This window comes from Psychrosphaera haliotis (assembly GCF_039523615.1).
GTDB classification, from domain to species: Bacteria; Pseudomonadota; Gammaproteobacteria; order Enterobacterales; family Alteromonadaceae; genus Psychrosphaera; species Psychrosphaera haliotis.
In genome coordinates this window covers 1-16,524 of sequence record NZ_BAAAFQ010000006.1, presented here as the reverse complement: position 1 = coordinate 16,524, position 16,524 = coordinate 1, and the positions used below count along the sequence as shown (strand labels likewise).

The 16,524-nt window shown below is 41.0% G+C and carries 7 protein-coding genes and 1 pseudogene; 5 read left to right on the top strand and 3 right to left on the bottom strand.

Features of this window, described 5'->3' with window-relative positions:
* Nucleotides 1–81 precede the first annotated feature (81 nt).
* Together prsT and ABD009_RS08315 are read left to right on the top strand one after the other, a co-directional pair.
* On the top strand, nt 82–2,880 hold the full coding sequence (gene prsT, locus ABD009_RS08320; protein WP_343824436.1) for an XrtA/PEP-CTERM system TPR-repeat protein PrsT: 2,799 nt from the start codon (nt 82–84) through the stop codon (nt 2,878–2,880).
* Nucleotides 2,877–3,806 carry a glutaminase gene (locus tag ABD009_RS08315; protein WP_343824434.1) on the top strand — a complete coding sequence of 310 codons (930 nt, stop codon included), beginning with the start codon at nt 2,877–2,879 and terminating at the stop codon, nt 3,804–3,806. The genes prsT and ABD009_RS08315 overlap by 4 nt, the downstream gene beginning before the upstream one ends.
* A 281-nt stretch (nt 3,807–4,087) precedes the next feature.
* Here ABD009_RS08315 and ssb read toward each other — a convergent pair.
* Both ssb and ABD009_RS08305 read right to left on the bottom strand, forming a co-directional pair.
* Nucleotides 4,088–4,471 (bottom strand): annotated as a pseudogene (gene ssb / locus ABD009_RS08310) (single-stranded DNA-binding protein); the annotation flags it as partial.
* 115 nt (nt 4,472–4,586) lie between these two features.
* Nucleotides 4,587–4,988, bottom strand: a complete 402-nt coding sequence (locus ABD009_RS08305; protein ID WP_343824431.1) for a rhodanese-like domain-containing protein — start codon at nt 4,986–4,988, stop codon at nt 4,587–4,589.
* 282 nt (nt 4,989–5,270) lie between these two features.
* Here ABD009_RS08305 and ABD009_RS08300 point away from each other — a divergent pair, with 282 nt between their 5' ends.
* Both ABD009_RS08300 and ABD009_RS08295 read left to right on the top strand, forming a co-directional pair.
* Nucleotides 5,271–7,586 (top strand): TonB-dependent receptor, encoded by a 2,316-nt coding sequence (locus ABD009_RS08300; RefSeq protein WP_343824429.1) that lies wholly within the window; start codon nt 5,271–5,273, stop codon nt 7,584–7,586.
* Nucleotides 7,587–7,700: 114 nt separating this feature from the next.
* A complete protein-coding gene (locus tag ABD009_RS08295) occupies nt 7,701–8,381 on the top strand; it encodes a Fe2+-dependent dioxygenase (RefSeq protein WP_343824427.1) in 681 nt (226 codons plus the stop codon).
* A gap of 90 nt (nt 8,382–8,471) precedes the next feature.
* On the opposite strand, the gene ABD009_RS08290 is transcribed toward ABD009_RS08295, so the two are convergent.
* Nucleotides 8,472–12,578 carry an ExeM/NucH family extracellular endonuclease gene (locus ABD009_RS08290; RefSeq protein WP_343824425.1) on the bottom strand — a complete coding sequence of 1,369 codons (4,107 nt, stop codon included), beginning with the start codon at nt 12,576–12,578 and terminating at the stop codon, nt 8,472–8,474.
* 450 nt (nt 12,579–13,028) lie between these two features.
* On the opposite strand from ABD009_RS08290, the gene ABD009_RS08285 reads away from it, so the two are divergent.
* On the top strand, nt 13,029–16,524 hold a 3,496-nt coding region (locus ABD009_RS08285; protein ID WP_343824423.1), incomplete at its 3' end, for a VCBS domain-containing protein.

The following is a 16,524-nucleotide window of genomic DNA, read 5'->3' as shown; positions in this document are numbered from 1 at the left end:
TAATAAATACTTTTCTATTGAGGAATATGGCCTGAGAGATTAACCTGTGGCAAGGAATGTTTTAAATACTGGATGACTATTGTGAATAAAAAAATAATTAACTTGGCAGCAAGCGCAATTGTAGCAACCGCATTGGTTGGTTGTGGTGATAAAACGAGTGCGGAATATGTAGATTCTGCAAATAAATCACTGGAAAACAAAGATTATAAAACCGCTATAATCGAGCTAAAAAATGCCATTAAACAAGAGCCAAATGAAGCAAGCGCGCGCTTTTTGTTAGGAAAAGTTTACCTGGATTTAAAACAATACTCATTCGCTGAAAAAGAGCTAGAGCGTGCATTAGACTATGGTTACGCTGCCAATGAAGTTATTCCATTATTATCGAAGGTTTATCAAAAAAACGGCACAAATAAGTCACTTTTTAAACTAACTAGCAAAGCAAAAGGTTTAAAACCAAAAGATTTAGCTGAACTCAAATTTTATCAAATCCAAGCCTATGTTAAGGCGGGTAATGACGCGAAAGCAAACGCCATGATAGATGAACTTAAAGGCATATCAGGTGGCGGCCCATATAGTAAGTTGGCATTTGTTTATGATCTTATTTTAAAAAGTGAATTTGATGGAGCCATTGGCCAATTAAATGAAATTCTCGAACGATATAAAAATCAACAAGATGCTTTAAAAATTAAAGCAAACTTGCAACTGCGTTTACAAAAGCCAGAAGCCGCTGCTCAAACCTATGAAGAGTATGTTGCTGCCTATCCTGATGAGCCTGAAGTTAAGTACGTACTTGCACAGTTATACAGTGATCTTGGTCAGCCAAATAAAGCTGAAGTAATAGTAGACGATCTTTTAGCTACGTATCCAAAACAGCCAATATTGCTGCAAATAAAGTCAACAGCATTAATGCAAGACAAAAACTACAAAGACGCATTGGATTACGCAGAACGGTCCTTAACCATCAACCCAGAAGACTCTTCGACTCGATTAGTTGCAGGTGTTAGTAGCTACATGACGCAAGACTTCGAAAAAAGCGAGTCGCACCTAACACTAGTCGCGAGTTTACTAAAAGCGGATCATCCAGCACTAAGAATGTTAGCCGATGCACAAATTCGACTTGGTCGCTCATTGGACGCCAATGAAACCGTAAAAATGTTTGATAATATTAACGAAGATGATGCGGGACTGCTAGCTGGTTTAGGACAAGCTCTATTAAAAGATGGTGAAATTAATAAAGCAAAAGACGTTTTAAACAAACAGCCTGACGAGCTTGAGTCTGCGGCAGCAAGAGCCGGTGTTGCAACATTAAAGTTATCGTTAAATGACGTTTCAGGTATTGTAGATTTAGAGCAAGCGCTAGCGGAAATGGGGCAAGATAATGCCACAGAAACCCCGGTAAATAAGGAACAGTTAGAAGTTACTTTAGTGCAAGCCTATATATCCACTAGTCAATATGACAAAGCACTAGAGATTGCCAAAAAGTGGAAACAAAGCCAAGAGAGCGAAGTTAAAGGCTGGATGTTGGAAGCCAAAATAAACGCTATTCAAGGTGATTTTGATAGCTCAAGGTCAGCATTGGAATCAGGACTTAAAGTTGAACCTGAAAATAGCATCATAAAATTTCAGTTAATAGAACTATTGCCGCTTAAGACTGATTTACAAAAACAAAATATGTTGGCTGAACTAGACAAGTTACTAGTGACTTCACCTACGTTTTTACCAGCGATTACTAAACACTATTTGTTGTCTAGGGTATTAAAGCAGCCACAAACAATGACGGCGCATTTAGAAAAGCTAATAGAAAACAATCCGAACAATAGTATTTTCCATGTAACGCTAGGGCGATTACAGGTAGCTGAACAAGACTTTTCTGGCTCGGTTAAATCATTTGAAAATGCTAAACGCTTAAATAACAAACCAGCGCCGTACTGGGAATTACTTGCAAATAGCTACATTAAAACTGCGAGTTTTGACAAAACTAAGGCGTTATACCAAGAGTGGTACCAAGCACAACCTAATGATCCTAAAGCAATCATCGGCATGATTAAGCTTTATGATGGTTCAGGAGAATTTAAAAAAGCGATTGAGTTAGCGCAAAGTTATGAAAACCAAATAGGTGGAAACAATCTTGAGATTCGAGGTTTGCACGCTTACCTTTTAGCAAGAACTGGCCAGTTTAAACTAGCACAAGCTAAAGTTGATAAGTTGCCAGAGCAAGTTAAGTCGTTACCGTTACTTAAAACCACCATAGGTATTTTGCAACTAGCAGAAAATGATTTAGGCAATGCGGTATTAAACTTAACCGATGCGTATAAAGCAAATCCGTCGTCTATGAATGCGAACTGGATGATAAATGCAATTGCCCGTTATCAAGGCATTGATGCGGCGTTAAGTGCAACAAAGACACATATAGAGAAGTTTCCGAAGGATGAGTTAAACACACTTCGTTATGCACAACTGCAAACGTCAAGAAATGAAAATGAAGCAATAGAGCACTATAAAAAGGTCATCGCGTTAAATGACCTAAACTTTGTTGCCCATAATAATTTAGCTTATCTATACTCTGAGGCAAAAAATTACTCTCAAGCACTAAAACACGCAGAAAAAGCCAAAGAGATGAAACCGAATGACGGCCGCGTACTAGATACATTAGGTACAATAGAATTAAAACTTGGTAACGCTGAAGCTGCACTTAAACACTTAACTGCCGCAATAGCAGATAAAAACACTCATAATACCGACAATGTATTTGTCAATTATGTTGAAGCACTTTATGCGAACAAAGAGTTTAAATTAGCAGAGAGAAAAATATCTCAATACACGTTTAAGAGTGACAAGACGTCAACACAACTAGAGCAATTAAAAGCTAAGTATTTATGATCAAAGACTTGTCAGATTTAAAGCTAAAAATAGCTCAAATATTAGACGCCAACCAGGCGTCTTATGAATTAGGTAAAGTCGCGGACTATATACCTGCTTTAGCTGAAGTACCCAGCAACCTTGCAGGAGTAGCTGTAGCTACAATCGATGGCGATGTTGTTTCAGCCGGAAACGGAAATATTCCGTTTTCAATTCAGAGTATCTCGAAGGTATTCGGCTTAGTGCTAGCGATGAATCGACTAGGTGATGAATTATGGACAAGGGTTCATATGGAGCCGTCTGGGCAGCCTTTTAACTCAATTATTCAACTTGAATGGGAAAAGGGCATACCTAGAAACCCCGTTATAAATGCTGGCGCGTTACTAGTTTCAGATGTTTTGGCTAGTCATTATTCTGCGAGTAAATTGTCTTTCGTAAACTTTTTACGTCAGTTAGCTGGAGACGAGTCTATTCAGATTGACTCAAGCGTCTATGAGTCAGAAATGCAACATGGTAGTCGAAATGCTGCGTTAGCGTACTTAATGAAAAGTTTTGGCAATATAGAGTCGCCTATACCTGATGTACTAAGCCATTATTTTACTCAATGCTCAGTGGCAATGAGTTGTGAACAACTAGCAAAAAGCTTGTTATTTTTGGCGAATAAAGGAATTAATCCTACCAATAATCAAACGATTTGCTCTCGAAAAGATACACATCGGGTTAATGCTATTTTATCAACCAGTGGCATGTATGACCAATCGGGAGAGTTCGCTTTTTCTGTTGGTTTGCCAGCTAAAAGCGGTGTTGGTGGCGGTATTGTGGCGATCGTTCCAAATTATGGTGTTATTTGCGCTTGGAGCCCACCATTAAACAGCTTCGGTAATTCAGTTGTTGGCATGAAAGTCGTTGCTAACATTGCCGAAGAACTTGGTCTGTCCATCTATTAAACATGTAAAAACTGCATACATGTGTTTTTGTCCAGTTATTGAACTTCATTGTTATATCATTAAATTAGCGTCCTAGGAACGACGAGGAACAAGGATGTTCACCTAATTCTGTTAGCATCATACGAGCCAGGACGGCTTCAAATTAAAGCTCTAAAAGGGTAAATTAAACTTCTGAAAGAGCACATTAAAGTTCTAAAAGATCAAACTAAAGTAGCAAACTAGAAGGGTATTGAATCCTCCATTTCTAAAGCTTCTTTAGCTGGTGGTTTTACAGCAGGAGTTGCAGCTTGGTTTTGATTTGTGGAATTTGGTAAAGTGGGCTTACCACCTAACATTTGCAGTTGACCCATCATATCCACAACCACATCGGTGGAGTACTTGTCTTGGCCAGTTTGATCTGTCCACTTTTTAGTTTGTAACTTACCTTCGATATAAACTTGGGAGCCTTTGGTCAGATATTGCTCGGCAATTTCAGCGACTTTTCCAAACAGAACCACTCGATGCCACTCGGTTTTGGTTTTTAATTCACCGGTTGCTTTATCTTTCCAACTCTCATTTGTTGCTACACTAATAGTAGCCACACAATTTGTATTTGGTAGATGCTTTACATCAGGATCGTTACCCAATGTACCGATTAAAATTACTTTGTTAATGCCTCTAGCCATGATCATTCCTTGTTGTTTTGGTTGTTATATAACCATACAAGTGGATCACGGATAAAGGCAATTTTATTAATTAAAACTGTCCCTTAGCTAATTAAAGAACGAGCTAATTAACGAACTAGCTAGGCTGCACAACCTCTAGGCCTTGCTCTTTCCAGTCTTTCATACCACCGGCTACCGATGTAACTTTGCTGAAACCTAATCGCTGTAATGACTCTGCTGATAATGCTGAGCGCCCACCAGATTGGCAAATTAAATAAAGCTCTTTTTCGGCAAGTGCTTTCAGCGCAGTTTCTGTATCACACTCATAACCAACGGCAGGGTGAGTGTGAATTTTCATTTCCAATACACCTCTAGGGAAATTTACCGAAGATGGAACATGACCTGCAGCAAATTCTCCTGGCTCTCTTACATCAATAACGATGACTTCTTCTTTGTGAAGCAGTTCATTTAGCTGTGAAGTGGATATTTCATTAATTGTCTTTCTTACTTCAGCGACTAACTCTTGTGATGTTTTCATACATAATCCTAATAACTAAAATGATAGAAATTTAAACGTCTCTATATGGGTGTCCAATAAAACTGTAGCACCTAAAAAGAAAGGGGCTAACAATTTATGTATTAGTAACTGCTTATATATGTATTGAAACACATAAATCAACCGCAATCGTTATTAGATTTATACTAAGTTGAAAAAATTAACAAATTTAATCTAAATACGAACTATTATCATTTACATTTGTCATTCATTGATCTATTCTTGCCGCCGTTAAGTTAAATCAACCGCTTATGGAATGAAAAAGTGAAGAAAAAAACATATCTTTCAGAACAAATGAATTTAGGCGCTCAAACATTAGCAGCCTCTTTGGTTTTAGGTTCAACAGCAATTTATGCAGCACCTGTTGAAGAAACTTGTGACGTTAAAAAAGACAAGCAATGTGAATCTGCAGAAGCAATTGAACGTATTGAAGTACACGGTGTAAGAAACTCTATTTATCATGTTGATAAGTCAGGTGACTTACGTCGAGTTAATGATCTAGTTGATACTCCTCAAGTAATCAACATTTTAACTCAAGACCAAATTCAAGAATCAGGTAAGACTGATCTGAAAGATATCCTATCTGCACAATCAGGTGTTACGTTAGGTACTGGTGAAAACGGTAATGCCTTTGGTGACCGTTATATCATTCGTGGCCACGAAGCTCGCAGTGACGTTTTTGTTGATGGTTTACGTGATCCAGGTATGACAACTCGTGAAAGTTTTGCAACAGAACGTGTTGAAATTACTAAAGGTCCAAGTTCGACTTTTGCTGGTCGTGGTTCTTCAGGTGGCGCAGTAAACAGTGTAACTAAAAAGGCTTCAACGTCTTACAACTTCGGTCGTGTAGATGCAAGCTTTGGTACTGATGACTATTACCGCTTAACTGCGGACTATAATGCATCAATTAATGACAATGCGGCAGTACGAATAAACTTATTGTCAGCAGAAGATACTAAGCCAGGCCGTGACGGTATTGAGCGTTCTCGTGAAGGTGCTCAATTATCAGGTGTTTACCAAGCAAATGATAAATTAAACTTTATTGCTGACTTTTATTACTTAAGTGCCGATGACCGCCCTGACTTAGGTAGTTATTTTGACCAAACTACGCGTAAACCTGTTTCAGATATTCCAGTTTATGCTCAAGACGAAGATTTCCAAGAGTCAGAAGTGTCAACATTTACGCTTCGCACTGAATATGAAATTAACGAAGACCTAATGTTCTATAACTCTACGCGTTTTGGTAAAACAGAAAACGGTTATATTACTACTGGTGCACGCGGCACAAATCGTGATGCAAGTGATACAACAGCTCCAGGCGCAGCGTCAATAAACTTAAGCACACACCAAGGTTGGCAAGAAGTTGAGTACTTTGCGACTCAATTTAACCTAATTTCAAACATTACGGCGTTAGGCAAAAAGCACAAACTAGTATACGGCCTAGAGTTTACAGACGAAAAAGTAGACAACGGTTTTTATAACTACGAAGCGATGGGTGACTCTAATTGTCGTGTTGGCGGAAGAAGAGGTGTTTCCGATTCTTACTGTTTATTAGATGCAAACGGTTCAGTTGTTCAAAATGCATCAAACCTGATGCAACGTGCTTATACACAAGGCGATTCGGATGCAATATTCGAAATTAACACTGTATCTGCTTACGTAATGGATACCATTGAATTGACTGAGGAAACTCAATTATTCCTAGGTTTACGTCAAGACAGCTTTGATTACAGCAATGCGACAAGCGGCCGTTCAGGTGACATTTTATACGAATATGAAGACGACATGTATAACGGTCACATTGGTCTACTACATAGCATTACTGAAGATGGAAATGTTTACATTAACTTCAGCACTGCAACCAATATTAACGGTGGTGAATCTGACCTAGGTGCTAACTGTGGTTACGGTGGTATTTGTGGTGACCCAGATCAAGCACAAAATGCTGATCCTGAAATTGTAGAAAATATTGAAATTGGTACAAAGTGGCAACTATTTGACCATAAATTTATGGCAACGGCTGCACTATTCCAAATGACGAAAAAAGACGTGATGGAAAGTGTTGGTGATAGCTACTCTACATTGGGCACACTAAATACTGGTAAAAACCGTGTTAAAGGTGTTGAATTTGGTCTAGTTGGTGACATTAACGAACAGCTAAGCATGCAGTTCTCTGCAACGTCTATGAAGTCTGAAGTACTAGAGTCTTATAATGAAGACAATGTTGGATTAGCGCTAAGTAACTTTGCTGATAAGAGTTTATATCTTCAGTTACGTTACCAGCCAACTGAAACATTCTCGTTTGGTGGTGACTACTCATACCAGAGCGAAATGTTTGGTGGCCAACCAGATACTGCAGCAGGTTACGACTCAACAAACGATCGTTACTCCATTGTTGTTCCTAGCTACCAAGTTGTTAACTTATTTGCTAACTACAATGCCACTGAAGATGTAACTTTGCGTCTTAACATTGGTAACGTTTTAGATAAAGAGTATTGGACTGCAGCATACCGCTCTGGTGCATTTATGTACTTAGGCGATGCTCGTTCTGTTCGTTTCACAATGAACTACCAGTTCTAAAATTCGCTACAAACATTACTACTAAAAATGCTTACTTGTTATTGGGAGATAACAGGTAGGCATTTTTTCGTTTATATTACATAAAATAACAAAGTTTTTAATATTGAGGTTTATATGGTTGTTATTGATCAGCTTCTTACTAGCGATGAAGTTAAAATTGTACGTGAGGCACTTTTAAAGGCCGAGTGGGAAAATGGTGATAAAACCGCTATGGGTATGGCTTCATCTGTCAAAAAGAACAATCAAGCGAACCCTAACGATCCCATAATAAAAGACTTAGCTAACGAGTTATTGGGTCGAATTGGCTCAGCGCCTAAAGTGGTGTCGGCGGCATTGCCTCAAAAAATATTTCCTCCGTGTTTTAATCGCTATTCAGAATCTGAGGAATACGGTTATCACGTTGATGCGGCCATAATGCGTTTGCCTAATAGCAACGATGTATTACGTAGTGACGTATCCATGACTTTATTTTTAAGTGAGCCAGATGAATACGAAGGCGGTGAACTTATTATTCAAACAGAGTTTGGCGAGCAACAGGTTAAGCTGCCAGCAGGTTATGTTGTGGTATACCCGTCGAGCAGTTTGCATAAAGTGACGGCCGTAACTAAAGGGCAACGTATTGCAGTTATTACCTGGATGCAAAGCATGGTCGGTGACGTAACAACTCGGCAATCTTTGTTTAAGTTAGATCAAACCATTCAAGATCTAATCAAAGAGGGCAATACGAGCCGCGAGCACTTAGATCAGCTCCATAACGTATACCACAATCTCATACGTCAGTTTTCACAGGTATAAAAAAAGCCGCTAGAAACAGAGCTTCTAACGGCCTTACAATTAATTAAAGCTTAATTAATTAAAGTTCAGTTATTTCTTAACTTAGTTTAATCATTGCGCTGCATTAGCTGGCATAGTTGTTTCAATGGTCATGGTCGTATCATAATAGTTACGGCCCTTCACACTGATATACCAATTCCCAGATTTCGGTATTTCAATTTCACAAACTTCATTATTTCCGGCACTGTTGGAGCGACAGTCGAAGTGACGTTTGTTGGCTTTTTTACCTTCACGTAAGTATAAATCTGCGTTTCCGTAACCACCGGACAAAGAAACTTTTAATAAAGTGGTTTCTTCAGGAACATTAACTCTAAATACGTTTTGCGGTTGATACCAGAACCACCAGAACCAGCGCTTAAACTTGTCGATATCATCAATAACTTTAGTTTTTGTGATAAAGGCAGATTCAGTATTAAGCTCTATAACAACAGGGTCATGGTCAGAAGCTCGGAACGCATCAGTATCGTAGAATGTTACTAATTGATCTTCGCTCTTATATTCAACGTTGTAGTCTAAAACTTTAGGCTCGTCCGTATTGATGTGCCATTCAGCAATATCAACCACTTTGGCAGTTAATGACTCACTTGCTAAAGCGTGGTCAATGGTGCCAGATTCACCTTGGTAAGTATAAGAATACGTACCTGCACCCTTTAAAGATTCAATTAAGTTTGTGTAACCTGCGTTAACAATTGTCGTAATTGGATCTTCTTTTGTATATGCGTTTAAGTCACCAATAATTAGCTTGTCTTCGTCTTCAACGCCAGTAGGGTTCGTTGCTAACCAAGCTGTTACTGCTTCGGCAGCTTGAACACGACGCAAGTTGTAACAACCTTGGCCATCGCCTTTATCTTCATTTTCAACGCCACCGCTGCTTGAGCAGCCTTTTGAGCGGAAGTGGTTGATAGCAACAGTAAGTGCATCACCAGTTTCAATGCTTTCAAAAGATTGAGCTAAAGGAGGGCGATTATGATATTCAAATGGGAAGCCTGTTAGCGTTGCTGCTGTACCAACTTCAGTTACAGCTAAATCATTATAAATTAATGCTACTTTGATTTGGTCAGTACCTAATTGGTCAATGCCAGGATTAACAAAAGCATAGTGCTTGTTAGCTGGTGCAATCGCATTTAAGCCATTTACAATATCTTGAATAGCACTGGTTTCGCTGTAGTCATCGTTTTCAACTTCAAGAAGACCAATGATATCTGCATCCATTGTCGTAATCGCGTTTAATACTTTATCGCGTTGACGGTCAAATTCTTCAGCAGAGTCTGCACCACGGCTAGTTGGGAACCCTTCACCTAAACCATCACCATTAAAGTAATTTAAAACGTTAAAGCTAGCAATTCTTAGGTTGCCAGACTCTAGTGTAGGTTCAGCTTCACGAAGATTTTCATGGATAAAAGTAGGCTCAACAGTTGGTAATACTCTAAAGCTGCCAAAGCTGTAGTCGATTACGCCTTCAAGTGCGTTTACTTTATCACCTGAACGTAACGTATTATCAGCTGATAAACCGCCAGCAGGATACTTAACAACTTCAGGGTTAGAACCATTTACGGCGTCATCCAATAGTATTTTGTTTAGTTTGTTTTGAGCGGTTAAGTTAGCAACTTCATCTGTACCAGGCTGGTATAAATTAGTAGGTACAAATAAGCGTTCACTAGACAAAGTCACTTCGCCATAACGGCCAAGATTGTAGTTGTCTGTTACCGTCAGGTCTTGTTCAAAACGAACGTACATACCTTCAAGCGACTCTTGTTGTTCAGCACTATCAAATGGTAATGAAACCGTTACTGGAACAATAATGTCAGTACCGCACTCTAACGCAGCTTTATCAGCTCGCAGTGTTGTTTTACCATAGCTTTCTACAACGCTACCTAATACACGTACTATTGAACCAACAGCAGGCATTTCGCCATCTACTTCATAAGAAACAAAAATGCCTTCAGAAGTTAATGAGTTGTCATCTTGGTCAGCCAATTGTTCTTGAACAAAAAAGCCACCAACAGCAGGAATAGAAGCGGTTACCACACCTTCAATAACTCGAGTTTCGTTTAGTAGCGGAGATTCAAAGTCAGGACCTTGTATAGCATGGATAAACGTTGCTTCGTCGGCACACTGACCTAATAAATCAGGCTCTGGCTCAACTTCACCTTCGTTTGAGTAGCTAGCAATTGGGAATGGCGTATTGGCTGTTGCATTGTCTGAGCTACCATCCAATGCATTTTTACCACTGAAGAACCAGTTCGTTACGTCAAAACTTCCTTCATTGGCTGTTGAACCGTTTACTCGATAAGCCCAACCGTCCATGTATTCCCATGGTTGGCCTGTTCCGTCAGTATTTATGTCACCAAACACATCTATTACTTGGCCATCACAAAATAGCTCTACCGCGTCATCACCATTTATTGCTAATGCGCCTGACGTGAAGTCTGGAGCAAAACCAAAAAACGTTGTGAAACCCGTTGATTCAGATGCAATATAAATGAAGCTGCCTGCTGATGCCGACGTGCCAGCTGGGAAAGTGAACTCTTCACCATCAGTGCCACCGCCGTTATTAGCAGAGCCAACACCACATTGACCTAAGTCAGCAATGTCAGAGCCTACATATATTTCAATGGCTTTTGGAATGCCACCAGATAATGAACCATCAACTGCACCGGTAATAAATAGTGAAACTGATTGAGTGAAAGTTTGTACTGGAATTGCTGTATCTGCAGTGGCATTGCTGGTGGCACCGTCAAGTGCATTTTTACCACTAAATACCCATTCGTCAGCATTATAAACGCCGCCATTTACCGTTGAGTTTGCTTTACGAGCAGCCCAACCGTCCATGTATTCCCATGGTTGACCTGTGCCATCAGTATTGATGTCACCTAATACGTCAACAACCTCGCCATTACAAAATAGCTCTAACGCGTCGTCACCATTTACGTTAGCTGCGCCGGCTGTGTAATCAGGAGCAAAACCCATAAATGCTTCAAACTGCGAAGCTTCAGAAGCAAGGTAAATAAACTCACCTTTTGTTGCACTATCCGCAGGGAAAGTAAACTCTTGACCGTCAGAGCCACCACCATTATTAGCAGAGCCAAAACCACAAACACTTAAGTCTGCGATGTCTTGAGTTACAAATATCTCAACACCTTTTGGTAATCCACCTGATAGAGGACCATCATACGCCGCTGAAATAATCAGGGGAGCAGAAGTTGGTGTTGTTGGTGTCTCTGGGTCTGTTGGTTCCTCAGGATCCGTTGGCTCTTCAGGATCAACCGGGTCAATTGGATCCGTCGGCTCAGTTGGTTCATCCGCACAAGCCGCTTTAGGGAATACCGACTCAACCCACTCTGGGTGATCAATAAACGGGTTACGGTTACCTTGATACTCGTATATAACGTTGTTACGGTTTGCCTCAAAAGCATCAACTGGATCTGCTTCATGCCATTCTAATAAACGACAAAGCTTTCCTAACAATGGCTCACCAGTAGAGGTGATTTGATTAACAACCGTTAAGTCTGGTGTTGAATCAAAGCCTTCATATCGAGTATCCATGTACAACACCATTCTTGCTACGTCACCTTTTACCGCATCACGAGGTTCAAAAGAGTTTGAATCGTAACGGTTTGATGGTGCTTCAGGAAGAGGGTTGTCACTATTGTCAAAGTCGAGGTTGCTGCGGGAGGAATTGATAGAGATGTCAGAAGGGCGGAGGTGGTGAATGTCAGAGTAGGCTTCTAAAGAGGAGGAAGGAAAGCCGTGGCTCTTGGCCCAAACATGTTCTCTATTCCAATTGTCGGGATTGGTACTTTGCGAACCGCTGCCGTTTGATAATTTTGGAATGGATATGCCTTTATAAAGCAACATTACATTATCCGGGTTAGATGGGTCTTCGTCAGTTTTGGTTAATGCGCTCCATACTTCAGAGTAGGTAAGCCGCTTATGATTGGCGCTAATGGCGGAAGAAAGCAAAGATTTGATTTGTTGCTGACTTTGGCCGCTATTAATAGCGTTAATAACGTCGCTGTAATAGTCGCTGTCTATGTAGGTTGCTGAGTCAGCTACCTTATCCAGATCTGGACAGTTAAAGCACGGGGAATTTATATCGCTAGCTTGCGTATTGGCTGAGACCAAGCAAGCGAACACCGTTAAACTAAGGTATTTCATCTTATTATTTTCCTGATTTTTAGAGGAATTATTGTTTTGTAGCGCTTAATTTTACGGCACTTATATTACCGTTTTTTTAAAGGTACAGGTAAATAAAGTAACAACTTTTTCTAAAAAAATAACGAAATGTATAGAACTTTCATTGATGTAATTTGTTTTCGGAAAAACATAGTCTAAAAAGACTTTTTGAGGGCTTATAAAAGTAAGCTTAAAACCAAATTGTTATTGAAATTCGTGAGTACTGCTAACTTGTTGTTTGTTATCAAGTTCAATTAACTTCCTTATCAAATATTTTAAATATACAAGTCGAAATCTCACAATAACTATGTCTTCCTCTTACGTGTTGTCTAGGGAATTTCCTGAGCAAATAGGGTATTAACCTCATGGGTAAAGGGGGGGTAACACAACTAAGCTTATTCTTAGAGTGGTTTGTCTTTTTCAGAGGTCTGTATGGCACAAGATTTAAATATTCCAGTAGCGGGTCAAGTTTTAGAAATAAATGGACAGGTCTTTTTGAAAGACGCAGAAGGAAATTTAACATTATTAGAAATGCCAATGTCTTTGCCAGCTGGATCAACAGTAGAGTTGGATGACAATGCTTTTATTCGAATATTAACGGAAGATAATAAAGAAATTATTTTTGATGGCGATAATCCTGAAGGTATCGAATACTCAAATAGTTTTGATGAAACAACAACCCAAGAGATTGCTGATATCACAGCTGCTATTGAGAATGATGATGAGGTTTTGGAACTTGAAGCCACTGCTGCAGGGCAAGGTGGACAGGGCGGCTCTCAAGGAGCAACGATAGTTGACAATAGTGACCAAGAAACAATTGCAACAAGCGGTTTTGATACTGAATTACAAACAAATAATATATTTACGCCCCCAACACCAACAAATGAAGCGATTAGCGGATCGCCTGAAACTGCCGAAAATGATTCTGCTTCAGCGTTACCCAATAGCTTTGCAGTAAATGATGATCTTGTTGATGATGCGCCTATAAATGAAGGTGATGTAAACGAAGAAAACGATGGACAAGTTCCTGGCAATGAAAACGAAAACGAAAACGAAAACACGCCACCAACTATTGGTGCTAGTAGTGCCGCTCTAACCGAAAATTCTACGCCGTCAGTAGCCGGTCAAATTACCTTTAGTGACGTTGATAACCCTGACCTTGCTATGGTGGCGGAAACTCAAGCTGGCACTTACGGCTCACTCACGATTGATGAATCGGGCAATTGGGTTTATACCGCAGGCAGCAACATCGATACGCTAGCAGAGGGTGAATCTCAAACCGAAACGTTTATAGTGACATTAAGTGATGGTTCCACCACGACGGTAGAGATCAATCTGACCGGCACGGACGATGCGCCAGAGATCAGCAACAGTGCAGCTGCTCTAACTGAAGATGCTGTGCCGTCAGTAGCCGGTCAAATTACCTTTAGTGATGTTGATAACCCTGGCCTTGCTATGGTGGCGGAAACTCAAGCTGGCACTTACGGCTCACTAACGATTGATGAATCGGGCAATTGGGTTTATACCGCAGGCAATAACATCGATACGCTGGCCGATGGTGAATCTCAAACCGAAACATTTATAGTGACATTAAGTGACGGCTCAACTACAACAGTAGAGATCAACCTGACTGGTACGGACGATGCGCCGGTTATAGGGTCAGCAGTAGTTAATGTATCTGAAGATGACAGTAGTGCGAGCGGTCAACTGTCGGCATCGGACGTAGATAATCCTGCTCTGGCGTTTGTCGCTGAAGTTCAAAATGGCACTTATGGCGATTTGAGTATTGACACTTCAGGAAACTGGGTGTTTACGCCAAATACTGAAGCGCAGGACTTAGCAGACGGTGAAACTCAAACCGAGACGTTCACCATCACCCTGAACGATGGAAGTACCACATCTATTACAGTAAATATACTAGGGGCAGATGAGGCGCCCGTTATTTCGGTCGGTACTGCAATTATTATAGAGGACTCCTCTACTTCTGTGTCCGGCACATTGACAGCATCAGATGCAGATAACCCTGGATTATTATTTGTCGACGAAACAATTGCTGGTACCTATGGAGAGGTAATTATTGATGAAAATGGCAACTGGACGTTTACTGCTGGGAATAAGTTAGAAGAGCTTTCCGACGGAGAGAATATAACAGAAACTTACACTGTGACTTTGAATGACGGTAGTACGACTACGATAGAAATTAGTCTTACAGGTACCGATGACGCGCCAGTCATTAGCAGCAGTACAGCGGCACTAACCGAAGACGCTGCGCCGTCCGTAGCCGGCCAAATTACCTTCAGTGATGTTGATAACCCTGGCCTTGCTATGGTGGCGGAAACTCAAGCTGGCACTTACGGCTCACTAACGATTGATGAGTCGGGTAATTGGGTTTATACCGCAGGTAGCAACATCGATACGCTTGCCGATGGTGAATCTCAAACTGAAACATTCACAGTAACTTTAAATGATGGCTCAACTACGACGGTAGAGATCAATCTGACCGGCACGGACGATGCGCCGGTTATAGGGTCAGCCGTGGTTAATGTTTCTGAAGATGACAGTAGTGCGAGCGGTCAACTGTCGGCATCGGATGTAGATAATCCTGCTCTGGCGTTTGTGGCTGAAGTTCAAAATGGGACTTATGGCGATTTGAGTATTGATGCCTCAGGAAACTGGGTATTTACGCCAAATACTGCAGCACAAGGCTTAGCAGACGGTGAAACTCAAACAGAAACGTTCACCATTACCTTGAACGATGGAAGTACTACATCCATTACAGTAAATGTACTAGGGGCAGATGAGGCGCCCGTTATTTCAGTAGGCTCAGGTGCTGTGACTGAAGATGTAACGCCGACCGCATCTGGCACATTAACAGCGACAGACACGGATAATGCTGGACTATTATTTGTTGCAGGCACCATAAATGGTGCCTACGGTGAAATTGTTATAGATGCAAACGGTAATTGGACCTTTACTACCGGGCCCGGAGCACAGAGTTTAGCCGACGGAGAGAATGTAACCGAAATTTACACTGTGATCTTGAATGACGGTAGTACGACTACGATAGAAATTAGTCTTACAGGTACCGATGACGCGCCAGTCATTAGCAGCAGTACAGCGGCACTAACTGAAGATGCTGCGCCGTCAGTAGCAGGCCAAATTACCTTCAGTGATGTTGATAACCCTGGCCTTGCTATGGTGGCGGAAACTCAAGCTGGCACCTACGGCTCACTAACGATTGATGAATCGGGCAATTGGGTTTATACCGCAGGCAATAACATCGATACGCTGGCCGATGGTGAATCTCAAACCGAAACATTTATAGTGACATTAAGTGACGGCTCAACTACAACAGTAGAGATCAACCTGACTGGTACGGACGATGCGCCGGTTATAGGGTCAGCAGTAGTTAATGTATCTGAAGATGACAGTAGTGCGAGCGGTCAACTGTCGGCATCGGACGTAGATAACCCTGCTCTGGCGTTTGTGGCTGAAGTTCAAAATGGCACTTATGGCGACTTAAGTATTGATGCCTCAGGAAACTGGGTGTTCACGCCAAATGCCGCAGCACAAGGTTTAGCAGACGGTGAAACTCAAACAGAAACGTTCACCATTACCTTGAACGATGGAAGTACTACATCCATTACAGTCAATGTGCTAGGCGCAGATGAAGCGCCTGTAATTTCAGTAGGTTCAGGGGCTGTAATTGAAGATGTAACACCAACCATTTCGGGCAGTTTAACAGCAACAGACGCGGACAATGCTGGACTATTATTTGTCGCGGGCACCATTAATGGTACATACGGTGACTTAACGGTGGATGCCAACGGCGTATGGAGTTACTCCTTAAATGCCAATGCGGAAGTATTAGCGCAAGGTGAAACGGGCACCGATGTCATTACCATTACCTTGAATGACGGCAGCACCA